At 62.3% G+C, this 24191-nt stretch carries 26 protein-coding genes and 1 pseudogene; 9 read left to right on the top strand and 18 right to left on the bottom strand.

The genetic code is table 11. From position 1 onward, the window contains the following. Positions 1 to 4: 4 nt before the first annotated feature. A complete protein-coding gene (gene trmFO, locus KJP30_RS04100; protein WP_218447720.1) occupies positions 5 to 1369 on the bottom strand; it encodes a methylenetetrahydrofolate--tRNA-(uracil(54)-C(5))-methyltransferase (FADH(2)-oxidizing) TrmFO in 1365 nt (454 codons plus the stop codon). A 104-nt stretch (positions 1370 to 1473) separates the two neighbouring features. Then, positions 1474 to 2274 (bottom strand): annotated as a pseudogene (locus KJP30_RS04095) (enoyl-CoA hydratase); the annotation flags it as partial. Positions 2275 to 2346: 72 nt separating this feature from the next. On the opposite strand from KJP30_RS04095, the gene KJP30_RS04090 reads away from it, so the two are divergent. Then, on the top strand, positions 2347 to 2742 hold the full coding sequence (locus KJP30_RS04090; RefSeq protein ID WP_218448423.1) for a PaaI family thioesterase: 396 nt from the start codon (positions 2347 to 2349) through the stop codon (positions 2740 to 2742). Here the strand turns inward: KJP30_RS04090 and KJP30_RS04085 are convergent. From KJP30_RS04085 to KJP30_RS04065, 5 genes are all read right to left on the bottom strand, one after another. Continuing rightward, the gene (locus KJP30_RS04085; protein ID WP_218447718.1) at positions 2739 to 3533 is read right to left on the bottom strand and encodes a crotonase/enoyl-CoA hydratase family protein; all 795 of its coding nucleotides are present in this window, start codon (positions 3531 to 3533) and stop codon (positions 2739 to 2741) included. The two genes, KJP30_RS04090 and KJP30_RS04085, sit on opposite strands and share 4 nt — an antisense overlap. Positions 3534 to 3750: 217 nt before the next feature. Next, a complete protein-coding gene (gene speE, locus KJP30_RS04080) occupies positions 3751 to 4605 on the bottom strand; it encodes a polyamine aminopropyltransferase (RefSeq protein WP_218447717.1) in 855 nt (284 codons plus the stop codon). Between the two features lie 119 nt (positions 4606 to 4724). Next, on the bottom strand, positions 4725 to 5246 hold the full coding sequence (gene speD, locus KJP30_RS04075) for an adenosylmethionine decarboxylase (RefSeq protein ID WP_218447716.1): 522 nt from the start codon (positions 5244 to 5246) through the stop codon (positions 4725 to 4727). A gap of 189 nt (positions 5247 to 5435) precedes the next feature. Continuing rightward, a complete protein-coding gene (locus KJP30_RS04070; RefSeq protein ID WP_218447715.1) occupies positions 5436 to 6482 on the bottom strand; it encodes a hypothetical protein in 1047 nt (348 codons plus the stop codon). After that, a complete protein-coding gene (locus KJP30_RS04065) occupies positions 6479 to 6802 on the bottom strand; it encodes a hypothetical protein (protein WP_218447714.1) in 324 nt (107 codons plus the stop codon). The genes KJP30_RS04070 and KJP30_RS04065 overlap by 4 nt, the downstream gene beginning before the upstream one ends. A 277-nt stretch (positions 6803 to 7079) precedes the next feature. Between KJP30_RS04065 and rplM the strand changes: the two genes are divergently transcribed. The 3 genes from rplM (at position 7080) to KJP30_RS04050 (ending at position 9220) form a co-directional block, all read left to right on the top strand. Then, positions 7080 to 7544, top strand: a complete 465-nt coding sequence (gene rplM, locus KJP30_RS04060) for a 50S ribosomal protein L13 (protein WP_218447713.1) — start codon at positions 7080 to 7082, stop codon at positions 7542 to 7544. Then, positions 7544 to 8032: a 30S ribosomal protein S9 gene (gene rpsI / locus KJP30_RS04055; RefSeq protein WP_218447712.1), complete on the top strand. Its 489-nt coding sequence runs from the start codon at positions 7544 to 7546 to the stop codon at positions 8030 to 8032. The genes rplM and rpsI overlap by 1 nt, the downstream gene beginning before the upstream one ends. A gap of 147 nt (positions 8033 to 8179) precedes the next feature. Further along, positions 8180 to 9220 (top strand): glycosyltransferase family 2 protein, encoded by a 1041-nt coding sequence (locus KJP30_RS04050; protein WP_218447711.1) that lies wholly within the window; start codon positions 8180 to 8182, stop codon positions 9218 to 9220. Positions 9221 to 9227: 7 nt separating this feature from the next. Here KJP30_RS04050 and KJP30_RS04045 read toward each other — a convergent pair whose 3' ends face one another. The 11 genes from KJP30_RS04045 to KJP30_RS03995 all read right to left on the bottom strand — a co-directional run bounded on the left by KJP30_RS04045 (position 9228) and on the right by KJP30_RS03995 (position 19186). Next, positions 9228 to 10088 (bottom strand): sulfotransferase family protein, encoded by an 861-nt coding sequence (locus KJP30_RS04045; protein ID WP_218447710.1) that lies wholly within the window; start codon positions 10086 to 10088, stop codon positions 9228 to 9230. A gap of 100 nt (positions 10089 to 10188) precedes the next feature. Next, positions 10189 to 10809, bottom strand: coding sequence for a TetR/AcrR family transcriptional regulator (locus KJP30_RS04040; RefSeq protein ID WP_218447709.1), 621 nt, complete (start codon positions 10807 to 10809; stop codon positions 10189 to 10191). A gap of 17 nt (positions 10810 to 10826) precedes the next feature. Further along, positions 10827 to 11696 carry a polyphosphate kinase 2 gene (gene ppk2, locus KJP30_RS04035; protein WP_218447708.1) on the bottom strand — a complete coding sequence of 290 codons (870 nt, stop codon included), beginning with the start codon at positions 11694 to 11696 and terminating at the stop codon, positions 10827 to 10829. Between the two features lie 76 nt (positions 11697 to 11772). Next, complete coding sequence (locus KJP30_RS04030) at positions 11773 to 12738, bottom strand: alpha/beta fold hydrolase (RefSeq protein WP_343222736.1); 966 nt, start codon at positions 12736 to 12738, stop codon at positions 11773 to 11775. A gap of 22 nt (positions 12739 to 12760) precedes the next feature. Further along, positions 12761 to 13696 carry a homoserine O-succinyltransferase gene (locus KJP30_RS04025; protein ID WP_218447707.1) on the bottom strand — a complete coding sequence of 312 codons (936 nt, stop codon included), beginning with the start codon at positions 13694 to 13696 and terminating at the stop codon, positions 12761 to 12763. Positions 13697 to 13819: 123 nt separating this feature from the next. Continuing rightward, positions 13820 to 14680 (bottom strand): ATPase, encoded by an 861-nt coding sequence (locus tag KJP30_RS04020; RefSeq protein ID WP_218447706.1) that lies wholly within the window; start codon positions 14678 to 14680, stop codon positions 13820 to 13822. Between the two features lie 56 nt (positions 14681 to 14736). Next, entirely contained in the window at positions 14737 to 15642 is a 906-nt protein-coding gene (locus KJP30_RS04015; protein WP_218447705.1) for a DMT family transporter, read from the bottom strand. Positions 15643 to 15757: 115 nt separating this feature from the next. Beyond that, entirely contained in the window at positions 15758 to 16930 is a 1173-nt protein-coding gene (locus KJP30_RS04010) for an OmpP1/FadL family transporter (RefSeq protein ID WP_218447704.1), read from the bottom strand. A 165-nt stretch (positions 16931 to 17095) separates the two neighbouring features. Beyond that, positions 17096 to 17959 carry a DMT family transporter gene (locus KJP30_RS04005; protein ID WP_218447703.1) on the bottom strand — a complete coding sequence of 288 codons (864 nt, stop codon included), beginning with the start codon at positions 17957 to 17959 and terminating at the stop codon, positions 17096 to 17098. Positions 17960 to 18071: 112 nt separating this feature from the next. Then, positions 18072 to 18794 (bottom strand): hypothetical protein, encoded by a 723-nt coding sequence (locus tag KJP30_RS04000; protein WP_218447702.1) that lies wholly within the window; start codon positions 18792 to 18794, stop codon positions 18072 to 18074. A gap of 77 nt (positions 18795 to 18871) precedes the next feature. Beyond that, positions 18872 to 19186, bottom strand: coding sequence for a DUF1476 domain-containing protein (locus KJP30_RS03995; RefSeq protein WP_218447701.1), 315 nt, complete (start codon positions 19184 to 19186; stop codon positions 18872 to 18874). 181 nt (positions 19187 to 19367) lie between these two features. Here KJP30_RS03995 and purC point away from each other — a divergent pair, with 181 nt between their 5' ends. The 5 genes from purC to KJP30_RS03975 all read left to right on the top strand — a co-directional run bounded on the left by purC (position 19368) and on the right by KJP30_RS03975 (position 24127). Next, positions 19368 to 20129 carry a phosphoribosylaminoimidazolesuccinocarboxamide synthase gene (purC, locus tag KJP30_RS03990; RefSeq protein WP_218447700.1) on the top strand — a complete coding sequence of 254 codons (762 nt, stop codon included), beginning with the start codon at positions 19368 to 19370 and terminating at the stop codon, positions 20127 to 20129. Between the two features lie 81 nt (positions 20130 to 20210). Continuing rightward, on the top strand, positions 20211 to 20468 hold the full coding sequence (locus KJP30_RS03985) for a hypothetical protein (RefSeq protein ID WP_218447699.1): 258 nt from the start codon (positions 20211 to 20213) through the stop codon (positions 20466 to 20468). A 98-nt stretch (positions 20469 to 20566) separates the two neighbouring features. Continuing rightward, on the top strand, positions 20567 to 21295 hold the full coding sequence (locus KJP30_RS03980) for a trypsin-like serine peptidase (RefSeq protein WP_218447698.1): 729 nt from the start codon (positions 20567 to 20569) through the stop codon (positions 21293 to 21295). Then, complete coding sequence (locus KJP30_RS25020) at positions 21292 to 21423, top strand: hypothetical protein (protein WP_281421399.1); 132 nt, start codon at positions 21292 to 21294, stop codon at positions 21421 to 21423. The genes KJP30_RS03980 and KJP30_RS25020 overlap by 4 nt, the downstream gene beginning before the upstream one ends. A gap of 100 nt (positions 21424 to 21523) precedes the next feature. Further along, positions 21524 to 24127, top strand: coding sequence for a trypsin-like peptidase domain-containing protein (locus tag KJP30_RS03975; RefSeq protein ID WP_218447697.1), 2604 nt, complete (start codon positions 21524 to 21526; stop codon positions 24125 to 24127). Positions 24128 to 24191 lie beyond the last annotated feature (64 nt).

The following is a 24191-nucleotide window of genomic DNA, read 5'->3' as shown; positions in this document are numbered from 1 at the left end:
GGTTCTACTCCGCCGCCTGTTCGTCAAGGCCTTGTTCGGCCAGCCACGCGCCCCAGACCTCTTTCGCGCGGTCTGTATATCCTTTGTAACGTTCCCGGCGGCCCTTGCGTCCTCCGCGAAGCCCTTCCAGCGGGCGGAACAGGCCAAAGTTAACGTTCATCGGTTGAAAGGTCTTGGCTTCGGCGCCACCGGTGATGTGGTGGATCAGGGCGCCATGGGCGCTGTCCTGCGGAACCTCGGGCATCGGTTTGCCAAGGATTTCGGCCGCAGCCATGCGCCCGGCCAGCAGGCCCATTGCCGCGGATTCCACGTAACCCTCGACACCGGTGACCTGTCCGGCGAAGCGAATATTGGGCTTGGAGCGCAGACGCATCTGGTTGTCCAGCAACGTCGGGCTGTTCAGGAACGTATTGCGGTGGATGCCGCCAAGACGCGCAAAGCTGGCATTTTCCAGACCGGGAATCATTTTGAAAACAGAGGCTTGCGCGCCATACTTCATCTTTGTCTGAAAGCCGACGATATTGTATAGCGTCCCCAGGGCATTGTCCCGGCGCAGCTGGACCACGGCGTAGGGTTTTTCCTCGGGTTTATGCGCATTTGTCAGGCCAATCGGTTTCATCGGACCGTGGCGCAGGGTCTCACGGCCGCGTTCCGCCATCACTTCGATAGGCAGGCAGCCATCGAAATAGCCCGCGGTTTCACCCTCGTGGAATTCCGTCTTGTCGGCGGCCAGAAGCGCGTCGATGAATGCCTCGTACTGGTCCCTTGTCATCGGACAGTTAAGATAGGCTTTCTGCTCTTCTTCGGTCTCGCCCTTGTCATAGCGCGATTGCCGCCAGGCGACGGACATGTCGATGCTTTCGGCATAGACAATGGGCGCGATGGCATCGAAAAAGGCCAACCGGTCCGAACCGGTCTCGCGCTGGATTGCGTCGCCAAGGGCGGGAGAGGTCAGCGGCCCGGTGGCAAAAATCCACTGCCCCTCGTCCGGCAGGTCGGTCACCTCGTCGTATGAAATCTGGATGGAGGGATGCGCCCGCAGCTTTGCGGTCACCGCCTCTGCAAATCCTTCTCGATCCACGGCCAACGCGCCGCCCGCGGGCAGGCGCTTGTCATAGGCCGTCGACATGATCAGCCCACCGGCTTGCAACATCTCCCAATGCAGCAACCCAACCGCGTTCTGTTCGGAATCGTCCGAGCGGAACGAGTTGGAGCAGACCATTTCCCCAAGGTTTCCAGTCTGATGCGCAAAGGTTTTCACCTTTGGGCGCATCTCGTGCAGGACCACCTCGACACCCAAGTTGGCAGCCTGCCAGGCCGCTTCGGACCCGGCCATGCCGCCGCCGACGATATGCAATTTCTCTGTCATGGCGCGCATCTAGGCCATGGCAGGCGTTCTGCCAAGGCCCCTTGGTGGTTTCCGCTTGTCGTCAGCCTAGGCCAAAGGCAACCGGTCAGGCAACGATGCGGGGCTTAGCCCTTGGGTGCCCAGTCCGGCGGGCGCTTTTCAAGGAAGGCCGAGATCCCTTCGTCGGTGTCGCGCCAGAGCATGTTTTCCACCATGACTTGGCCGGTGTAGGCATAGGCTTCGTCCAGCCCCATGGTCATCTGTTCGTAAAAGGCGGATTTGCCGATCTTGACCGCCGCCGTCAGCTTGCCTGCCAGCGTGTCAGCCAGTTCCTGCGTGGTGGTCGCCAGGTGTTCCGCCGCAACAACCTTGTTGATCAAACCGGCGCTCTCGGCCTCCTGGGCAGACAGGAAACGGCCGGTCGTCAGCATTTCGAAGGCTTTCTTGCGGTGCACATTGCGCGACAGGGCCACCATCGGGGTCGAACAGAACAAGCCGATATTCACCCCGTTCACCCCAAATCGCGTGCCTTCGGCAGCCACGGCCAGATCGCAAGAGGCAACCATCTGGCACCCGGCAGCCGTGGCGATTCCATGGACCTGCGCGATCACTGGCTGGGGCAGGCGGGTCAGGCCGGTCATGACCTTGGCACAGCGTCCAAAAAGGTCCGTGAAATAGGCCTTGCCGCCATCCTCGGCCTGCCGTCCGGCCTGCATTTGTTTCAGGTCGTGCCCCGCGCAAAAAGCCTTGCCGGCACCGGAAATCACCACCACGCGCGTGTCCCGATCCTCCGCCAGCGCGTCGATCTGGCCCTGTAGCGCGGCCAGCATCTCGTCCGAGAGGGCATTCAGCCGGTCCGGAGAGTTCATGTGCAGATATGCGATGCCACCGGCGTCGCGACGTTCCAGGATTTCCATCTTGTCCTCCGTGTTTGGGGCAGCTTAGGTGCGCCCAGCCAAGGAGGAAAGACCGTGCCGCTGAAGATCCCGCATGAAGAGATGATGCCCTACCTCGACGAGGTGTTTCCCGAGGTGAAGGGGGTCTTTGGTATCGACCGCCTCGACGAAGATCTGCTGGTGATGCGGCTGTTGCAGAATGACCGGTACCTGCGCCCGGGGGGCACGGTATCCGGCCCCGCGATGTTCAGCCTCGCGGATGTGTCGGCCTATGTGGCCGTTCTGGCGCGGATCGGACGCGAGGCGCTGACCGTCACCACCCATTGCTCGATCGATTTCATGCGCAAACCGCCTGCCGGTGTCGACGTGATCGCGGAAACGCGGGTGCTGAAACTGGGCCGCAGCCTTGCGGTGCTGGATGTGCTGCTGTTCTCCGAAGGCGATCCAAAGCCGCTGGCCCATGCCTCGCTCACCTATTCGATCCCGCCCAAGCGCTAACGAAAGACCGGCGCGCGTTTCTGTATGCGCGCCATAACGGCCTCGATCTGGTTTGGCTGACCGATGACCTCGGCCTGCAACACGGCCTCCAGCCGCAGCGCATCGGCGCGGTCCATCTGCCATGTCTCGTTGATCAGCCGTTTGTTCCGACGCATGGCATCGGGGTTGTTCCCGGCCATCGCCGCCGCCAGGCTGCGCGCCTCGGCCAGTGGATCGTCGCAAACCCGCGTAACCAGACCCAGCCGGGCGGCTTCGTCCGCCTCGACGATTCGCCCGGTAAAGATCAATTCCTTCGCCAGATCCGCACGCATGAGCCGGGGCAGGGTGGCGGTAATCCCCATGTCGGGGATCAGGCCCCAGGCAATCTCCATCACGGACATGCGGGCATCACGCGCTGCCAGCCGGATGTCGGCCCCAAGCGCAATCTGCAACCCCGCGCCATAGGCAACGCCGTGAAGGGCGGCGATGACCGGAACCTCCAACTCCTGCCAGACGATACACGGCTTCTGAAAGAAATTGGCCGCTTCCCCGTCGGGAACCTCAAGGATCTGCGCGACCAGCGCCTGCATGTCACGCTCGGCGGTAAACAGGCCCGTGTCGATCCCGGAACAAAAATGCGCACCCTCGCCCCGCAGGATCACCGCGCGCAAACCCTCGGCCTGTTTCAGCTTCTCACCGGCGCGTGCCAGCCCTTCGAACACCGACATGTCCACGGCATTGTGCTTGTCGGGACGGTTCAGAACGACCTCCGCGATGCCATCCGCCTCGAAAATGTTCACTGTGTCCAACATGCCTGCCCTCCCGAATTCCACTCTGGAACGATAGCGGGAGGGGCCATGGCGCGGAAACCCGTGACGTCACGTGCCCAGAGGGCGCCACCGTCCCGGTCCGGCACAACACCGGCACAACATCGGCACAACAACGCCACGCAAGGATCGCCGTTTCTTCTGTCCTCAAATATCCCGGGGGTGAATTGGCCGTATGGCCAAGAGGGGGCAGCGCCCCCCGCTATGGCATGAGTTTCAGCACATAGCCCGGCAGGGCAAAGGCGGCCTTGTGAACCTCCGGGGTGTAATAATCGGGCGCAAGGCGGGATGCGGCAAACCGGGCCTGAAGATCCGGCAGCGACACCTGACGCGCCTCGCTATCGGTGCCCCAGCCAAAGGCCATGGGGCCGCCGGCATATGTGGGGACGGTGGCCATGTAACAGCTGGCATCGGCGAACAGCGCCTTGAAGGCACGCATGGTGTTGGTCAGCTCGTCGCCCTGCATGAAGGGCACGCCGTTCTGGGTGACCAGGATGCCGCCGGGGGTCAGCGCGCGCTTGGCGTGACCATAGAATGTATCGGTGAACAACACTTCACCCGGCCCGATCGGATCGGTGCTGTCGACAATGATGACATCATAGCCGCCCTGTGTGGTCTTCATGAACTCTGCGCCATCGGCGATCACCAGCTCCAGCCGCGGATCGTCAAAGGCGCCCTGGCTGAGCATCGGCAGGTATTCCTTGGAGAATTCCACCACACCGGCGTCGATTTCCACCATGGTGACATGATTCACACTGCTGTGCTTCAGGACTTCGCGGGCCATGCCGCCATCGCCGCCGCCGACGATGCAGACGCGCCGCGCCGCGCCGTGGGCAAGGATCGGCACATGTGTCAGCATCTCGTGATAGATGAAATTGTCGCCTTCGGTGGTCTGGATCACGTCGTCCAGCGTCAGGATGCGGCCAAAGCTGCCGTTTTCGAAAACGCGCAGGCGCTGGTGGTCGGTTTCGCTGTCATACAGCAGCTTGTCGACGGTAAAGCCCTGCGCATAGTGGCGGTGCAGCTGTTCGCGCATCCATTCGGGGTGATCGGTCATGCGGGTCTCCTGCCTCTGGTCGCCGCGCAGGATAGGGGGCGCGGCGGGTATCTCAACTCTGGACATGAAAAAGGGCGGCCGGGCCGCCCTTTGGTTGACGTGGTGCGGGCGGACCTTGTTCAGGCCGCAACGCCAGCCTCGGACACGACGCCTTCGCCGCGCAACAGTTCCTTGACGCGCACGTCCGAAGTGGCAAATGCGCGTCCCAGCACATCGACCGCTTTCCACGGTTGCGCATCGCCGCACATGAATACGTCAAAGGCTCCATAGCCGATTTCCGGCCATGTGTGGACCGAGATGTGGCTTTCGGCCAGCACGGCCACGCCGCTCACGCCCTGCGGGCTGAACTTGTGCGTGTGGATATGCAGCAGCGTCGCGCCGCAGGTGTCGACGCAATCGCGAAAGGCCTGTTGAATGCGGGCTTCGTCGTCCAGCCCCTTGCCGTTGACCACTTCGATGATCAGATGCGTTCCGGCAAAGACATTGCCGTCGCGGCGGATGAAATGGTCCTCGCGGTCTTCGTCAAAGACGTCGCGCGGCGAAACGGACTCATTTGCAGGGGTCAGACCCCGGGTGGTGTCTTCCTCATGGGCGCCTGTCTCCAGACCGTACCCCAGTTGGAAGAGGTTTACGTCTTTCATGACGTGCCTCCTTCAATCCAGCAGTGCGTTCCAGTCGGTCCCTTAGCGCCCCCCAGAGACACATAAGCCCAGCGATGGGCTGGGCGTCCGGGTTGGGATCGGTTCCGAAAGTGAGGCCCACCTAAGAGCCCGGCCCGAGTCGTTCAAGGGCTTTCTTGCTGCATGCGCGAAAAACCTGTGATCCCGGCACTATGGCGCCGCACCGGCCCCCCAGGCCAACCCGAAAGCGATGATCGCAAGGCTGGCCGCAGCGGCGTAACCGGTCAGCTTCCAGCGGCAGAACGGGCGTTCGCCAAAGGTGCGCCCATCCAGCCCCGAGACCACAACCTTCATCGGTTTGTCGTCCCAGCGATAGTGCAGGATCCAGACCGGCAGCAGGATCCGTCGGTAACGGATGCCGCTGGTGTCGGCGTTGAAGCCGATGTTCGATACGCCGCTCTTGTTGATGTGTCGTTTGATGCGGTTGCGGATCAGCAGTTTCTTGTCGGCGGCATTGGCGGCCAGCCCATCGGCGACGCTTTGGTGGTGGCGTTCGGCGGCAAAACCGGCAAGGTATCCGGCCCGATAGGGGCGCAGGCGGCGCGGGTCGAAATGATGCAGGATGCCATCGCGGATCAGCGGGGTCACATGCGGGCTTGCCGGCATCAAGAGATCGTCGAATTCGACGGTCATCTTGCCCTTGGTCTTGCGCCTGCGTTTGTTCTTGCCGCTGCCTTCGGTATAGCTGGCCCAGTAGTCCACGACCTCGGTGCTGTCGAAGGTCCAGAACGGCGCATAGAGCCCGGCCACGCGGCCCTTGGCCACCACATCCGCCAACCCGCGCGGCGCGGCCAGCCGTCCGCGTATCCATTTCAGCGCATGGGCCTGCGCGTCCTTTTCCGGCACCCGGAACGGGATCAGAGCTGTCGTGCGATAGCCGGTGTCGGCCGAGGACAGCACCACGGCGCCATCGCAATAAGGGCAGCGATCCGAAAGCGCCGCACCGGTAAAGACCACTTCGCCGCCGCAGGTTTCGCACCGATGGGCGCGGCTGTCGGGCAGGACCGGGGGCAGGGTTTCTTCGGTGTCTTCGTGATAGTCGGTCTCGGCGCTGGCGGCGCTGTCCCATGGCGTTTCAAGGCTGCGCGTGGTGCCGCAACTGGTGCATTGGAGGGATTGAACACCGGGGTCGTAAAGGCATTGGCCGCCGCAGGCCGGGCAGCTCAGCTCGGATTGGGTCGCATCCAGCGCGCTCACGAATCCGCCTCCGACAGGGCGCTGGCGATATGCAGCAGGATTTCCAGCCGCAACCACGAGCGCGCGACCGCCGCCGACAGATCGCCCGAGATTGCCCAGTCCCCTATGATGGTGGCGAAAAACCATGTGGCCATGGCCCAGATGCCGATCCATGACCAGCCGGCAAGGGTGCGGAAAAAGCCCGCCGAGCCCTGTTTGAGTTCGTGTTTGGCTTCGTAGACGCGGACCAGCTTGCGCATCGCGCCCGCGCCGGTCGCGGTAGAGAGCCCCAGAAGGGCAAGACCGGCCAGAATGGGGCCGACGGCGGGAAGGAAAGTCATTTGGTCCGTGATGGTCTTGTGTTCGTTCGGGCAAGACTGCATGGGGCGGGAAGGCTCTGCAAGGCGGTAATCCCTGACCTGTTTGCCGGCCCCGAGCTTGACGGAGGGGGTGAACTTTTGGGGTATATAGATACCGTAATTTTAACCGATTGTTTTTGCTTGGTAATTTCAGGCTTGCGGCGCTTGACTGGAAAATTTGCCTGCGTATAACGGCGCAATCGAATTTCGGGCCGGGGCGCATGCCTTGGCCCTTCTCAATCGAACGGACCAGACCCTGATGAAAACCTACTCTGCAACTCCGGCAGACATCGACAAGAAATGGATCGTGATCGACGCCGAAGGCATCGTTCTCGGCCGTCTCGCCTCGATCGTCGCCATGCGGCTGCGCGGCAAGCACAAGCCCTCCTTCACCCCGCACATGGACATGGGTGACAATGTCATCATCGTGAACGCGGACAAGGTGCAGCTGACCGGCAAGAAGCGCGAAGAGAACTTCTACTGGCACACCGGCCACCCGGGCGGCATCAAGTCGCGCACCAAGGCGCAGATCCTCGAAGGCGCGCACCCCGAGCGTGTGGTCTTTCAGGCCGTCAAGCGCATGCTGCCGGGCAACCGCCTGTCGCGCAAGCAGCTGACCAACCTGCGCATCTACGCGGGCGCCGAGCACCCGCATGACGCTCAGAACCCCGAGGTTCTGGACGTGAAATCGAAGAACTCCAAGAACACCCGGGTGGCACAGTAATGGCTGATCAGATCAACTCTCTGGAAGAGCTGGGCGCCGCAGCTGGCGTTGACGCCGCTGTCGTCGTCGAAGAAGCCCCGCGTGAGCCGGTTCGTGACGAACTGGGCCGTTCCTATGCAACCGGCAAGCGGAAGGACGCGGTGGCCCGCGTCTGGATCAAGCCGGGTTCGGGCAAGGTGACCGTGAACGGCAAGGAAATGGACAAATATTTCGCGCGTCCGGTTCTGCAGCTGATCCTGCGTCAGCCGTTCCAGGTGGCCGGTGTCGAAGGTGAATTCGACGTCATGGCAACCGTCAAGGGCGGTGGCCTGACCGGTCAGGCCGGTGCGGTCAAGCACGGCATCTCGAAGGCGCTGCAACTGTACAACCCGGCCCTGCGCGGTGCGCTCAAGGCAGCCGGCTTCCTGACCCGCGACAGCCGTGTCGTGGAACGGAAGAAGTTCGGTAAGCGCAAGGCGCGTCGTTCGTTCCAGTTCTCGAAGCGCTGATCGTTTCGAATTGGCAGATTGCAGGGGCCCTTCGGGGCCCCTTCTTTTTTGGTGGCCGCCTCTGCGAGGCGGCGCGGGGGCGCTGCCCCCACTTGCCTGCGGCAAGCCCCCCGGGATATTTGCAGACAGAAGAAACGGCGAGGCGTCATGGAGACTTATGGGATCGAGGATGCGGGGCGGCTGGCGCGGGTGGTCTCGGGTGAGGTGGATCCGGCGCGTCTGACGCTGTTTTCGACCATGAAGAACGAGATGGGGTTTCTGCCGGCGTGGCTGGCGCATCATCGCGGTATCGGGTTTGAACAGTTCCTGATCTGGGACGACAGCAGCAATGACGGGTCCTTTGATTATCTGCGTGCGCAGCCGGATGTGGTTGTCATGCGATCAGAGGGGCTTGGTTTCGGCAGCCTGCTGAAGTTCCGGGATCCGGAGGGGGAAAGCCGGGAAGAGCGGCTTGGCACCTATATGAAGATCGCTCTGCCGCATCTGTTCTTTGACGGGGCTTATGTTTCTTATGTGGATGCGGATGAGTTCCTGATCCTTCCGCCGGGGGTTGGGTCGGTGGCAGAGGTGATTGCGCGGCTGAAAGGGGTTGGGGCGCCTTCGGCCATTGCCTCTGTGGTGGAGTTCTTTCCGGCCGCGGCGTCAGGTCTGGCGGGCCCCTTACCGCAAAGTTTCGAGGGGTTGATCGCGGCCTATCCCTATTACCAGTGTGAAAAGCTGGTCGCCTTGCGTGAAGGGGCGCAGCCCGATCTGATTGGCAAGGCGAAAACGGCTCGCCTTTTCAGTACGTTCGAGATTGAACCTAAAGTTGTTCGACGGGGCTGGCAGAAAGTCTGGATGTCCTCGCGGGAAAAGAAGGCGCAGCAGTTCCAGAAATCGCCGCGCCATAAGACGCCCATCGTTTTGCGCAGTGCGCAAAGCCGGCTGACCGGATCGCATTTTGGCAATCTGCCACCGTCGTCCGATGTTTTGCTGACCGTGGCGCATTTCGTCTTTACCGCGCAATTTGCCGACAAGATCGCGCGCGCCACCGCATGGGGGGCGCATGCCAATGCGGCGGCGAAATATCGTTACTACGCCGAATTGCTGGAGCGTATGGATGGCGTCGAGAATGGATTTCTTGACGATAATTCGGTGGCTTACGATGGGCCGGAGGGGCTGATCGACTGTGGTTTGATGCGCTGGTAGGCTGGCATCATGCGGCTGTGGGCCAGACAAAGCGCGCCGACGGCCATGCCTCGCGGACCTGTGGCAGGCGGTGCGCGGTGGCCTCGTAGACCGGGGCATAGTGGCGGGCAATTTCGGATTCGAGCTCTTCGGACAGGCCCGATCCTTTGGCCCGGCTGTTGACCGCGCGCATGCCGGCCTGAGCATCGACAGGCACGTTTGCAAAACGCGATAAACCGGCGATGCCGTCAGCGGTGAAGAGCGTTTCGAACGGGGTCAGAAAGACGTCTTGCGGGGCAAAAACGGCTTCGATCCGGTTTAGCGTTCGATCGTATCGGCTGCGCGCCTCGGCCTCGGTTGTGGCATAGAAGGCCCGCATGGGGCCGTCGTTGTCCGGACTTTCCGGCAGGCGCCCTTTTTCCATCTCCATGCGCAGTTGCGAGCGCAGCCGATCCACCGGATCGCGCATGGAAAACAGGAGTTTGACCGTAATCCCGCGGGTCCTGAACCCGTCAATGATCGACTGAAGCCGTTCGGCGGGGAGTTCGGCGTAAGACGGGGTGATGTCACCGGTGCGCGTGATCCCGTCGCGCGACAGGAGGCCTGCGAAATAATCGAAATACTGGTTCGGATCCTTTTGCAGGCGCCAGCGCAGATGCGCGGCGGGTTCCAGCGCGCCGAAGGTGGTTTTCGCACGGGCCCGAAGCTTGCCTAACAACGAAGGCTCTGCCGCACGGTAACGCGCAAAGACGCCGCCCAGATGGTGTTCCCAGGTCTGGTATTCGCCGAGGCGGCCAAAATCCGATCCGGGTTGCCGCGCAAGATAGGCCTGAATCCAGGTGGATCCGCATTTCTGCCCGCCAAGGCCAAGGAAAAAGGTTTTGGTCACGCGGCCCCCGTTGTCTGAATTCCGGTCGTCTGTCTGGCGACTCTCCCGCGCGTGGTTCTAGCGCATGGTGCGCGCCGGGTCGCGGTTTAATGACCGGCGATCATTTATCCGCCGGCAAAAGACCCAGCCCGCGCAGGTAAACGCCGATACCGGTTTCCAGCAGGTCTTCGGGGGGAAACGGCGCTTGGGTGCCGGGGGAGTTTCGGGCGAAAAGTTCGACCACGCCGTGACTTAGCGCCCAGATGTGGGCCGAGAACATCGCCGGAGGCGGGCGTTTTTCCGGTGGGATGTGCTGCGACAGTTGCTCGGCGGCTTTTTCCAGAACGCCCCGGGCCCGAGCCGATACCGCGGCCAGTTCAGGCGAATGGTTGACCGACACGCCGGACTCGAACATCGCGATGTAGTGACCGGGATAGCGCCGGGCGAAGGCAAGATAGGCACGTCCTGTCGCCTCGAAAGCCGCAAGGGCCGAGGGTTGACCTTTGTCATAGGCGTACTGCATGACATCGGCGAAGATCTCATAACCTTGGCGCGCGGCCTCGGCGATCAGGTCCTCGCGGCCTGAAAAATGGCGGTAGACAGCGGCCGGTGTCACGCCGGCCTGTTTTGCGGCCTCTGAAAGGGTGAAACCAGACGGGCCTTTCTCTTCGATCAGCTTCAGAGCGCCTTCGACCAACGCCTGGCGCAGGTTGCCGTGATGGTATCCGCGTTTCTTGACCATGATTGTTGGCGGTGCCTTCAGGCTTCCCATATCTCCGGCCCGCCCAAGACCTTGGGATCTACCGTTCCTACGGATTTGGGGTCTTTGCGGGCATAGTCGAGATGGGTCAGTACGTGACGGATCGCCGCGAGCCGGGCGCGTTTCTTGTCATCCGAACGGATCACCGTCCATGGCGCAGGCGCGGTATGGCTGCGCGCCAGCGTTTCCTGTATCGCGATGGAATAGGCATCCCAACGCGCAAGCCCCTCGACGTCGATATGGCTGAGTTTCCATTGCTTTAGCGGATCGCTTTCACGTTTCATAAAACGCCGCAACTGTTCCGAACGTCCGACGTTCAGCCAGAATTTGAACAGGTGTATGCCTTCGTCCACCAGCATCTTTTCAAAGGCCGGCACTTGGCTGAAGAAATGTTCCCGCGAGGCGTTGTCGGTAAAGCCGAAGACATGTTCGACGACGCCACGGTTGTACCACGACCGGTCGAAAAAGACGATCTCGCCCGCGGCGGGCAGGTGGTCGATATAGCGCTGGAAATACCATTGGGTCTGTTCGCGATCCGATGGTTTCCCAAGCGCAACGACGCGCGCGCCACGAGGATTAAGATTCATCCGGAAGCGTTTGATTGTTCCGCCTTTTCCGGCGGCATCCCTGCCTTCGAACACCAGGGCCAGACGGGCGCCGGTTTGCTTGGCCCAGGCCTGCATCTTGACCAGTTCGATTTGCAGACGCTCCATTTCCTTGTCGTAGGCCTTGGATTTCATGCCTTCGGAATAAGGATAGCTGGTGTCGAGGATGTCGTCCTTGTCCGCGCGCTGGATCGCCTCGCGGACGGTTTTGGGGGCGTCATGCTCGTAATAGCTGGAGATGGCGCCGTCGAAAGGGAGCGTCATGAGAGCCTCTGTCAGTCGAAGTGACTGACACTATGGGATGTTAATCCGGTTAACGCAAACCATTGGTACGCGGTTGTCATCGCAGACCAGCACGGTCGGCGGCGCGGTTGATGGCCTCGATCACGGCGCCCGGTCGCGCGTGTTGCGGCATGTGGCCGACGCCTTGCAAGGGGGTGACGCGGGCGTCGGGCAACAGTTTTGCTGCGGCGACCGTGTGAATTTCAAAGCCGACCGTGGTGTCGGCGGTGCCATGGACGAGCTCTACGGGAATGGTCAGGCCGGGGTAACGTTTTGACATCTCGACCAGCGCGGGGCGCAGGCTGGCCACCTGACGGCCGTTCGCGCGGATCGTTTCACGCCGCAGGCTCAGGCCCGGACCGATGTGTTGGATGTATCCCGGCGGCGCGGCCTGTGGCGCAAAGATGCCCGACACAGCCTGTTCGATGCGGTCCTCGCCGTACCACGCGGTGACGAATTGCGGCACGATGGCACCGCCCAATGGGTTGCCAAGCACCTGATACTGGCTGTCCAGCGCGCCGGGCCATGGCATGATCGCCCCGCCAAGCGACACCACCGCGGCGGCCTCCTGATCCAGCCCCCAGGCCATGGCGACCGCGCCTCCGAAGGAATGGCCGACAACGATCGGTCTGCGCACGCCCAGTTCTGCCGCGGCACGCGCAAGGATGGCGGCCTGATCCGGCGGGGTTTCGGCGCTGGCGTTGAAGGCCCCGGCGAACCGTGCCTCGCGCGTCGTGTATCCCAGTCCGGGCCTGTCGAATGCGGTGACACGGTAGTCCTTGGCCAGAAGATCCACCAGTTTGAAGGTAAAGTCCCGCAGGTTGCCGCTTGCGCCATGCAGCAGCACAACGTCGGGGCCGCTGCCTTTCTGGACATAATGAACCCGCAATCCGCCGACCTCGACGAACTGGCCCACCGGGGGCCAGCGCGTCTCGGCTTCGCGTTCGGCACGGTCGGCGCGGATCTGCGTGACCGCACAACCGCCCAGAACCAAAAGGAGGAGAACCGCTCCCAGAATACGCACCACCTCATCACTCCATGGCTTGTCAGGCCGTGTTGGTGGCCTTACCGATCAAGGATAGTTCGAAAGGCGTCGACTGGTAGATCTGGTTGATCCAGTTGCCGTAAAGAAGATGTGCGTGGCTGCGCCAGCGGTTCTGTGGCTGTTTTGACGGATCGTCACCCGGATAGTAGTTGGCGGGTACGTTGATCGGTTTCCCGGCGGCGACGTCGCGATCGTATTCTTCCTTCAGCGTGCCGCTGTCATATTCGAGGTGGTTGAAGATATAGAGCGCGCGATGGCACGGGTCTTCGACCAGACAGGGGCCGGTTTCTGACGAGTCGATCAGAACCGGCAGCCCCGCGGCATCCACCTCGTTCCGACGGATCTCGGTCCAGCGTGACACCGGGATCACCATGTCGTCGGAAAAACCGCGAAGATAGGGCGAAGCAGGCGCAAGATTGCTGTGCCGCACGGCACCAAAGGCCTTGGCGTCCAACAGGTGTTTCTCTACGCCATGGAAATAGTTGATCATCGCCATCCCGCCCCAGCAGACGCCAAAGGTGGAATGCACGTGGTCCTGCGTCCAGTCAAAAACCTGGGTCAGTTCGTCCCAATAGGTCACGTCTTCGAAAGGGAGATGTTCGATCGGGGCGCCGGTGATGATCAGCCCGTCGAATTTCTCGCCGGTTTCGGCCACTTCGGAGAAGGGCCGATAGAAGGTCTCCATATGTTCGGCGGCCGTATTCTTGGTCTGGTGCTCGCTCATGCGGATCAGAGACAGCTCGATCTGCAAGGGCGTGGCACCGATCAGGCGCGCAAACTGGTTTTCGGTCTGGATCTTCTTGGGCATCAGGTTGAGCAACCCGATGCGCAGCGGCCGGATGTCCTGCCGCGCCGCCTGTTCCTCGGCCATGACCATGACACCTTCGCGCGTCAGCACGTCGAAGGCGGGCAGGTCGGCGGGAAGTTTGATCGGCATTGGTCAGGTCCTTTTGACGAAGAGGCGATTAGATAGGGGATCGGCGGGTCGGGGGCAAGGTAGGCGCGGGGGCGGCGGTGTTGCACGTTTTCGCGACGACCGCACGGTGCCCCCGGTGTGACGTCATCCTTTTGGCAGGGCGTCGGCGATCAAGTCGGTGAAATCGGACTCGGATTTGACCTGCGCCATCTGTGTTGCTTCCACCGTGACACCCCAGTTGCGGGCCATTTCCTCGTAGATCGGTTGGCGATGGGCCAGCGCGCGGGCATAGGTCCAGCGAATAAAGGCATCTGGGTTGACCTCGGTCTCGGCTTGGCCGGTCTCGGCAAGGTATTGCGCCCATCCGGACGCAAGGAAATCAGGGCGGTAGGCCATCGGTTTCGGCGCGCGGTCAAAGCGTCGGATCAACTCTTCGGTATGGGCGTCACTGCCCTTGATCCAGACCATCAGCGCCTGCTGGCTGAGCGCGGTCAGGATATCGTCCCGGGGGTTTTGGGGATCGACCCATTCGCAGATGCTGCCGCCGGTGTCGCAGATGAAATGCGGATAGCCGTACAGATCCTCGGCCCGCTGGATGAAATATTCGGTATCCAGAAGGGCCAGACGCTCGGCCCGTTCGAACTGGGCCTGCCGGGTGCGGTATTCGTCCATCGGCAGACCGCCCCGGGTGGGATCACCCGGTTTGCCAAGGTAGGTCGAAACCGGTGTTAGGTTATGGAACGAGATATTGGAGCCGATGTAGATCGAATCCGACAGCAGAAGCTCGCGCAGAAAGGGGACCTGCATGGCGTGCCGCTTGGCGTTGTCGGCGATGTATTCGCCCATGTAACGGGTGCCGATGCGGTAATCGATCGAATAGTGAAACCAGCCGCCCGCCTCACGCAGCAGGTTCGAGACATGGGTTTTGCCCAGCCCCGACATGGCAAAAAGCACGACACGTTTGTGCGGCGCGTCGCGCCAGGCGGAGGCAGTGGGATAGAGCATTTCGGGCCGGTCCTGATTTCGGTTTCGCGATGGATTACGCGGCGGGTGGCGTCACGTCAAACCCTGACGGCGCGCCGATACAATCGGCCGTCCAGCACGCTGAGCCCGAAGGCCAGCAAGCCCAGCCCGACATAGGCGCTTGGGGCCAGTGCCTCGCCCCGAACCAATGCGCCCAGCGTGATGGCAACGGGCGGGATCAGCAGTGTGACCAGCATGGTGTTGCCTGATCCCGCCATGGCCAGAACGCGGTAGAAAATCAGGTAGGCCAGCGCCGTTGCGATCAGCGCATAGTAAAGGATGCCCGCCCATGTGGCCGGCGCCATGTCCGGCGAAGGCACGCCCTCGGTCAGCAGGGTCAGCGGGATCATGACGGCCGTGGAACTGGTCAGCATCCCGGTCGCCGCGGCGAGCGGCGCCAGCCCCTTGAGATGAATGCGCGCCCAGGCCGCGGCCAACGCATAAGACAGTGTTCCGGCGATCACGGCCAGTTGCGCGGCGGATGTCAGGTCCAGCGTCAACAGGGCCGAGGGTCCGATGGCCGTCACCACTCCGGCAAAGCCCAGCCCCACGCCGATGGCCTTGCGCGGGGTCAGACGTTCGTCCGCAAAGACCATCGCCGCCACCACCACGCCAAAGATGGCCGTGGTCGCATTAAAGATCGAGGTCAGCCCGGTCGGGATATGCAACTGCCCCCATGCAATCAGCGAAAAGGGGATCACGTTGTTCAGCAGGCCCATCACCAGCAGCGCCGACCAGATCCGCCAGCCGCGTGGCAGCGCAATGCGGCGCCACAGGATCAGCGGCCAGAGAACCGCCGCAGCGATACCGGTCCGGAACAGGACCGAGGTTAACGGACCGATTTCGTCCAGCGCGGTGCGGATCGCCAAAAAGGAACCGCCCCAGATCAGCGCCAGAAGGACCATCTCGGTCCATGCGCGGGGGGAAAGGGATGTTTGTGTCATGCCGCCTGACTAATCTCTGCGCGGGGGCGGCGCGATCCGGAAATTGCGCTTTCCGCGACCAAGAAAAACGCGCCCCGTTCGGGGCGCGTCTGGAAGGGCCGCAAAGGGCTTGGGATCAGAAGTTGACCGCGATCTTGAAGCCGACGCCGACAGCGCTGTTGTCGTCAAAGGACGCAGCGGGCGAGAAGGGACCAACTTCGGTCTTGGCCTCGCCGATGTGGATGTACCGCACACCGCCCGAGATCTCGACATTGTTGATCGTGTAGGCCGCGCCGACCCCAACGCTCCAGTTGCCATTGGTCGGGCCGAGGTTGGAGGCAAAGTTGCTGTTCGCCGGTTCATAGCCGACCGAAACGGACCCGGCCCATTTGTCGTTGAAACGACGGCCCACGCCCAGCGTGTAGCTGTAGGTGTCATCCTTGTAGGACACCAGCGGCACGCCAGAGCCGGTGCCGGCGAGGATGCCGGTTACCGTGTCGTAATCGGCCGGTGCAATCGAGAACTCGCTCCAGTCGACCCACCGCACCGAGCCGAACAGCAGCGTGTCCTTGGCGATGCCGGTCTGGAATTCGAGGTTCAGCGATTGCGGCGTGTCGATGTCCGTGGTCGATGCATTGGCAATGCCGATGGCCGAGGTTTCGACCGTGTCGAGCTGATGCTTGATCTTCGAGTTGTAGGTCAGCGCGACCCGCATGGCGATTTCGGGCCGTTCATAGGCGACGCCCAGCACATAGCCCCAGCCTTCGTCCCGCGAACCATCGACCTCATAGGCGGCCCCGGCCAGTGGTCCGGCAGGCAGGGTGATGTATGGAATGAAGGCTTCGGCCGACAGACGCTGGTAGCGCAGACCGCCGTGGACGCTGAAGTTGTCGTTGAACTTGTAGCGGGCGATCGTGGTCATCGCGCTCGAGTCCAGCTGCGCGGTGGCGCCAGCGGCAAAATAACCCGTGCCGGAGGCATAGTTCACGTCCGCGCCAAAGGGCTGGTCGAAGATCAGCGCCATCGACAGCTTTTCGTTGTAGTCGAATTTCATGGCCGCGCCGATCTGGTGAAAACGCTCGGTCATGTCGTCGGATTTGCTGCCCGCGGTCGAACCGCCAAGCGCCGCCGGGAATGTTACCAGCTGCGTGCCCGAAACATCGGGCGACACCGAACCGAACGAAAATTCGGCATAGGTGCCCTTTTCAAAGATGACGCCCATGGACTGCCCGGAACGGTCAACGCCGCCCGCTTGTGCCATAACAGTCGAAAAGGCCAGCGCGCTGGCCCCCAAGTATAGTTTTTTCATTGTCCCTCAACCCCTGAGTGTGGGTGTCTCCTGTGGATAGGGTATTGGGCACGATTTGAAACGGTCAATCTTTGACGAAACGTAAGCTTACGTGTCCGCTACGCAACGTCACGAATTCGTCACACTGCCCGTTCGGGGCCGTGAACACGGAAATTCTCTGGGTTTTCAGGCAGTTTTTCGGGTTTCCAACCAGATATTGGCGTAATTTGCGCCAAAGATGATGACCGCGCCCAATAGCACCAGAGGGTCCAGTGGCTCTGCGTAAAGGGCAACGCCGACCAGCGCGATCACCGGCAAACGGGCAAAATCGATGGGCATGACGACCGTCGCCGGAGCCAGCGAAAGCGCGGTCGTCAGGCAGAAATGCGCAACCAGCCCGGCAACGGCGATCAGCGCGACCCATGGCAGCGAACTGACGGCGGGCAGGGCGATGTCACCGTCGATCCCGGCGCAGATCAGGCCAAACCCGGCTTGCATGACCGTGAGCCAGAACAGGATGCAGGTGATTTTTTCGGTACGTGTCAAAAGGCGCGTGTAGACCGCCGAACCGGCAAAGCCGATGGCCGCCAGCGCCGCTGTCAGCTGCCCGATATGCGCTGTTTCCGGCGAAGGTCGCGTGACAATGAGAATGCCGACGAACCCAAGCACGGCGGCGGCGACACGGTTTTTGGTCAGCCGTTCGCCAAGGATCAGCGCGCTCAGCACCATGACCCAGAAGGGCGAGGTGAATTCCAGCGCAAAAACCTGTGCCAGCGGGATTGCGGTGATCGAGAAGAACCACAGGTTCTGACCGCTGAAATGGAACAGGTTGCGCAACAGATGGGTGCGCATGCGGTTGCGGTTGATATCCCCCAGCGTCCCGGCCAGCGACGCCGCCCCGACGACGATCACAATCCCGATCAATGACCGGAACAGCATGATCTCGAACGTGTCGAGGTCAAGGCTGACCGCTCGTCCGGCGATGGCCATGATTGTAAAAGAGGCGATTGCCCCCGTCATCCAGAGGCAGCCGCGCAATGTGTCATGCATTTTGGGAAAATCCCGTCCCTGTTCTGCCGCGCATCTGTGCAGAGCGGCGCCGGATTGTCCAGCCGACAGCAGGCAGGGCGGTCTGACACCCCCGGTGCGGGACGCTACGCGGTCACATGCGGATCGCGCCGGTCAGCTGCAAGGGAACTATCGCGCGATAGCGGTCGACAAGGGCCAAATGGTGCCGGGTCAGGGCGCCCACCTGCTGATCCGCGCGTGAGCAGGTCGTTCGGACCATCGTCATGCGCGGTCGGGGCGCCGCGTTGTCGATCAGGCAAGTGGTCAATGTAATCGCCTTGCGGTGGACCCGGTCCAACGGTCCAACCCAAGCACGCCCTTCGACATGGCTCCAGCCCGGTGTGCCGTTCAGCAAGGCGTATCCGGTGCCTTGCGCCAAAAGGGCCTGCGCCGCCGCAACGGTCAGCGAGGCAAGGTCCGCCGCTTCGCAGGCTGACGTTCGTGCCAGATCCGCATAGCGCGGCTGGTCGTGCAGCGCCACATTGATGATGTCGGATTCAAAACTGACGTGGACCTCTGCGCTGAGCGAGGCGGAGGCATAACGCAACAGGCCCTTTTCATTGCGGGGAAAATCGCCTGACAAGTGGTACAGATACTCGCCGTAGGGTTCGATCTCCCATAGCAGATGTTCATAAGTGGTTTCGCTGGGCTGGTCCGGGGCGATATCGATCCAGACCGGCACGTCAAACTCTGCCAGTGTGTCGACCGGTTGGATCTGAACATGTGGATGCGCGGCAAGATTTTCCTCGTGGTTGCCCCTGGCCACCACGCGAGGCGAGGAAAATCGCGGGCGCAACAGGTTGAACAGGCGCTTCATGCGGGCACTCGTGAATTGGGCAAACAAAAAAGGCCGACCGAAACCGGTCGGCCCTGATAGGCATGAGGCAGAGGCGCTCAGGCCTCTTTCATGATCTGGTCCTTTGCGACCACCAGCAGCGCGGCGCGCTTGGCGCGGATTTCGTCCGCAGTGGCCTTGTCGCCAAGGTCGCCTGCGACCTTGCGCACCACGTCCTCGTGGCCGGCTTCTTCGAAGTCTGCCTTCACGACTTCGATGGCATAGGCATTGGCGTCGTCGCCGCTTTTGCCCAGAAGTTCCGCAGCCCAGATGCCCAGCAGCTTGTTGGCGCGGGCTTCGGCCTTGAACTTCATTTCTTCGTCGTGGGCGTATTTGTTTTCGAACGCATTTTCGCGATCGTCGAAGGTGGTCATGAGCTCGGCTCCCTCGGCAACGTGGCTTTCCTATCGGATATGCCGCCACGACGCGCGCGGCGCAAGGGGAAGAAGCGCCGCAGCCGGGCGGTGCTTGCAGCAAGCTGGCGCGTGCTTTATTGGGGGCGCAGCCCGCGCTTGGATTCTCCCAGCGCGGCTTATCCGTTTGGAAAGGGCCCCGATGGCACGGCGCAAGAAAATTTACGAAGGCAAGGCAAAGATCCTGTACGAAGGCCCCGAACCCGGCACAATCGTGCAATATTTCAAGGATGACGCCACCGCCTTCAACGCCGAAAAGAAGGACGTGATCGAAGGCAAGGGTGTTCTGAACAACCGCCTGAGCGAATTCTTCATGACCGGGCTGAACGGCATCGGCGTGCCGACCCATTTCATCAAGCGGCTGAACATGCGCGAGCAACTGGTCCGCGCCTGCGAGATCATTCCGTTGGAAGTGATCGTGCGTAACTATGCCGCCGGGTCGCTGTCCAAGCGTCTGGGCATCGAGGAAGGCACCGCGCTGCCACGTCCGATCGTCGAATACTGCTACAAGGACGACAAGCTGGGCGATCCGCTGGTCACCGAGGAACATATCGCCGCCTTTGGCTGGGCCAGCCAGCAGGACATGGACGATGTCGTGGCGCTTGCCCTGCGGGTGAACGACTATCTGTCGGGCCTGATGTATGGCGTCGGCATCCGCCTTGTGGATTTCAAGATCGAGATTGGCCGGGTCTATGACGGCGATTATCAGCGCCTGATCGTTGCGGATGAAATCTCGCCCGATAGCTGCCGTCTGTGGGACATCGAAACCGGCAAGAAGCTGGACAAGGATGTGTTTCGCCACGACCTTGGCAATCTTGCGGATGCCTATACCGAGGTTGCGCGCCGTCTGGGCGTGATGCCCAAGTCGGCCACCCACATCAACAAGCCGAAACTCATCAACTGATGTTCGGCCTGTTCCGCAAGCGCAAGGATCCGAACGTGGCGCGTAATGATGCCATCCGGGCCGAGCTTGCGGCAAAAGGCGATGACGGCTCTACGGGTGCGGCGGGTGATCCACCGCACCGTGCCAAGCCCGGCGGGCGACATCAACTCGACCGTCGTTCAGGATTTTCTGGCGATTCAAGGGTTCGAGGTTGTCCCGGGCGAAAGCGGCGGGTTTGACTTTGCCGAAAAACGCGCCGTGGCGGGCGCCGATTTCGACTCCCGCACAGCCGAGCTTGAAAAGGCGCTGGAAGGCTGGCGCTGGTCCTACGAGGGCTGGACCCGTCCGGCACAGGGCTGAAACCCGTCGCAAACACCCTACGATCATAGCGACGTGACTTGATCCGCGACGGCGTCTAACGTTGCCTGCAACGTCGCGCTGTGCCTTGTGGGGATGTCATGTTTCGGTCTGCCTTGATGTTGTCCTGTTGTGTCTGGGGGACGCTTGCCTCTGCGCAAGCGGTCGAATTCGATCCGTCGGATTTCGGCAAGCTCGTCCTTGCCCCACGCCAGTCGGCCGGAGCTAACGGGCTAACTTTCGAACAGGCTTTTGGCGACTATCAGAACGAACCGATCATCACCTATTCCCAAAATAGCCTGCCGCGCCGGGTCGGGCGGCCGGTTGGGCGGTTGGATGTGCTGTATTCCAACGGCAAGACCGGGGTTTGCACCGCTTTCATCGTCGATCATCAGCACATCCTGACCAACAACCACTGTATTCCGGGCATCGGCGGCCTTGGCGTTCAGGCGGCCCAGTTCGTGGCGGGTTACGTCGACGGCGGGCACGGTCGCGGCGCCGAAAAGTTCCAGGTGGCCGTTCAGCCGGTGGAAACCAGCGTGCCGCTTGATTACTCCGTCCTCAGGGTCTTTGGCGATCCCTCGGCCAAATTTGGTGCGGTCGAACTGGTCTCTGACCCGCCGGAAAACGGCGAGCCGCTTTGGATCATCGGACACCCGCAAGGGCAGGCGCAGCACATCAGCCGTGAAGGGTGTGCCGCGGATGACCCGGCGGTGTCGCCCGAGGGCAAGCTGGTCCACAGTTGCGACACGCTGGGCGGAAATTCCGGCTTGCCGGTGTTTCGGGTATCGGATCGCAAGGTCGTGGGGCCGCGGCCCGCAAGATCGTGACAGGAATCGAGGCGCAGGTTGAAAAGGTCGGGAAGGTGGCTTCCGGGGTCTCGGGGTTGCTGAACGTGGCCCGGTCACAGTTGCGCAAGGCCGAAAGCGAACAGATCTTGATCGACGCAACCAAGTAATCGCGGCCCGCGCCGTGCCGAATGGCGAGGATTTCATGACTTGGCGGGCGACTGTTCAGCGCGTTACCCTGTCGTCAACCGGATCTGCGAGGCCCTGAACATGCGCCGTGTTGCCCTGAAATCCCTGCTGTTGGCCGTCTTGGCCGCGCCGCTTGCGGCGCAGCCGGTGGAATTTGATCCCTCCGATTTCGGCAAGATCGTGGTGGCCCCGCGCCAGTCTTCGGGCACGGGTTTCGTGCTGGAACAGGCCTTTGGCGATTACCAGAACGAGCCGGTGATTTCTTATGGCGAAAAGAGCATCGCCCGGCGGCTGGGCCGGCCGGTTGGGCGGCTGGACGTGCTCTACAAGAATGGCAAAACCGGCTATTGCACCGCCTTCATCGTCGATACCGAACATCTTGTGACCAACAACCACTGTATCCCCGGCATCGACGGCGTTGGAGTGCAGGCGGCGCAGTTCGTGGTGGGCTATGTCGATGCGGCCCATCCCGACAAGGCCGAGAAATTTCAGGTTGGCCTGGAGCCGTTGGAAACCAGCGCCGCGCTGGATTATTCGGTTCTGCGGGTCTTTGGCGACCCGTCCGCCCGGTATGGCAAGGTGCTGCTGGCCAATGCCGATCCCGACCCGTCAGAGTTTCTGTGGATCATCGGCCACCCGCAGGGGCAGGCCCAGCACATCAGCCGCGAAGGCTGTGCCGCGGGTGATCCACCCGTCTCGACCGAGGGGAAGGTGGTGCATACCTGCGATACGCTTGGCGGTAACTCGGGATCCCCTGTGTTCCGGATCTCGGACCGTCAGGTGGTGGCCTTGCACCATGCGGGTGACAACCGGACCGGGTTCAACTTTGCCATCCCGATGACGCGGATTCTACAGGAAAGCCAGATCCTCAAGGCCGCCGCGCCGGTGAGCCCGCCGGAACCGCCCAAGGGGCAGGGGGCCTGCGAAATTCTCTGGGGCGCGGCGGAACAGCATGGTTGCCTTGGATATCAGACCTTCCTTGAGCAATGCGGCGCGCACCCGCTTGCGCCGCTGGCCCGTGGGCTGGCGGATCGGTCCTGCAAGGCGGCGGGCGGTGGCACGCCGCCCGATACCGGTCCGGCCGTCAATCCGCTGAAGGACAGCATCGACACGGCGCTGCGCACTGCCGAAGGTCGCCGCGCCGAGATCGCGCGCGAAATCACCGCCGCAAACCGCGCGGTGCTTAGCCTTGAAGGGACGGTCAACCGCGCCCGGGCCCGCGCCGGAGATGCCGAAAGCTCGGTCGATCCGGGCAGCGCCGAGGTGACCGCGCTGTGGACCGGGATCACGCAGCGCCTGTCAGCACCGCTGACCGATGCCCAGGAACGTGTGCGCGCCATGTCCGGGCTGTTGGCGTCGATGGACGCGGAACTCGACGTTCTGCGCGCCGCGACGACTGAGGCCGAGATCGACTCGGCCTTGAAACGGGCGGGAACGCTGGCCGAGTCGAGCCGCGAAAGGCTGGCCTTTGTTTCCGCTCGCAAGACAATGGCGGAGGCGCTGTTCAAGGAGGGCGAGGCCGAAGCGCTGGCCCTGTTGCAGGACGCGGTGAACCGTCAGACCGAAGACCCGCGCGCCGCCGCCCTGCGCCGCAGCATCGACGCGGCCTTGGTCAAAGGCAACGCCACGCGCAAATCCATGGACGAGGTTCAGGCGCTCGCCCTGAAACAGGTCGCGGCCTACGAAGAAATTGTGGCCCGCGTCTATGTGCTGGCTCAGGAGGCAAGAGAGACCGGCGGCCCCGGCGATACGCAGGTGGCCGAACTTTGGGAAGCCCTTGCCCGTGGTCTGGCCGGCGACTTGCTGAGGGTGCAGTCCCGCGCCGAAGGGATGGAACGCCTTGCCAAGGTTGTCGACACCGGGCTGGACGCAATCGCCAAGGCCAAGGACGAGGCCGTGGTGACACAGTCCCTGTTGCGGGTGGACAACACCGGCGATCTTTCCGCCCAGTGGCTGAACCAGATCATCGCGCAGGTGGCCCTTGCAGAACGGCGCATATCCGAAACCGAAAAAGAGGCCTTGGCTTTGCGCAAGGCGGCCGACCAACAGGCCGCGCGCGCCCCGATCGTGACCCAGTGCCTTGAGGTTTCGATGCCGCAATTCGCGGTCGAGGGCATTGCCGGTGTCTCACGCGTTGATTTCGACGCGGATGCTGCGGAATTGGCCTGTAGCGCGGCCCGCAAGATCAGCGATGAGCCCGCCGTTCACTATGGCTATGCCCGTGCCCTGATCACCAAGAAACGTTACAGCGAGGCGATCCCGATCCTGCGCAACCCGCGTATGGGGAATTTCCTGCCTGCGCGCTATTCGCTGGGTGTGGCCTATAACAGCGGTCTGGGCCTGCGCAAAAACTATGACCTGGCGCTGGAGATCTATCGCGAAACGGCGGGTGCCGGGCTGCCTCAGGGCAAGTTTTCCCTTGGCGTCTATTACAGCCTTGGCCGAGCGGTCCGCACCGATCATGCGCTGGCGGCGAAATACCTCGTCGAGTCCATTGCCGATGGCTATGCCCATCCGATCACCCAGCTGCACAAACTGCCCAATGCCACAACGCGCGAGATCCAGCGGGACCTTGTAGCGCGGGGCTACTTGCGGCCCGGGGACGTGGATGGCGTCTTTGGGCCGACCACGCGCGGTGCGCTGGAACGGTTGGTGGCGGCTGCGCCACGACCCGATCAGCGTTGATCACGCAAGCGTGACACGGGCGGAACGGCGGCGCAGCGCGTCGCTGTTTCGCGTTTCGAAACAC

This window comes from Antarctobacter sediminis, from assembly GCF_019218285.1.
Classification (GTDB): Bacteria; Pseudomonadota; Alphaproteobacteria; order Rhodobacterales; family Rhodobacteraceae; genus Antarctobacter; species Antarctobacter sediminis.
This window is presented reverse-complemented; position numbering and strand designations above follow the sequence as displayed.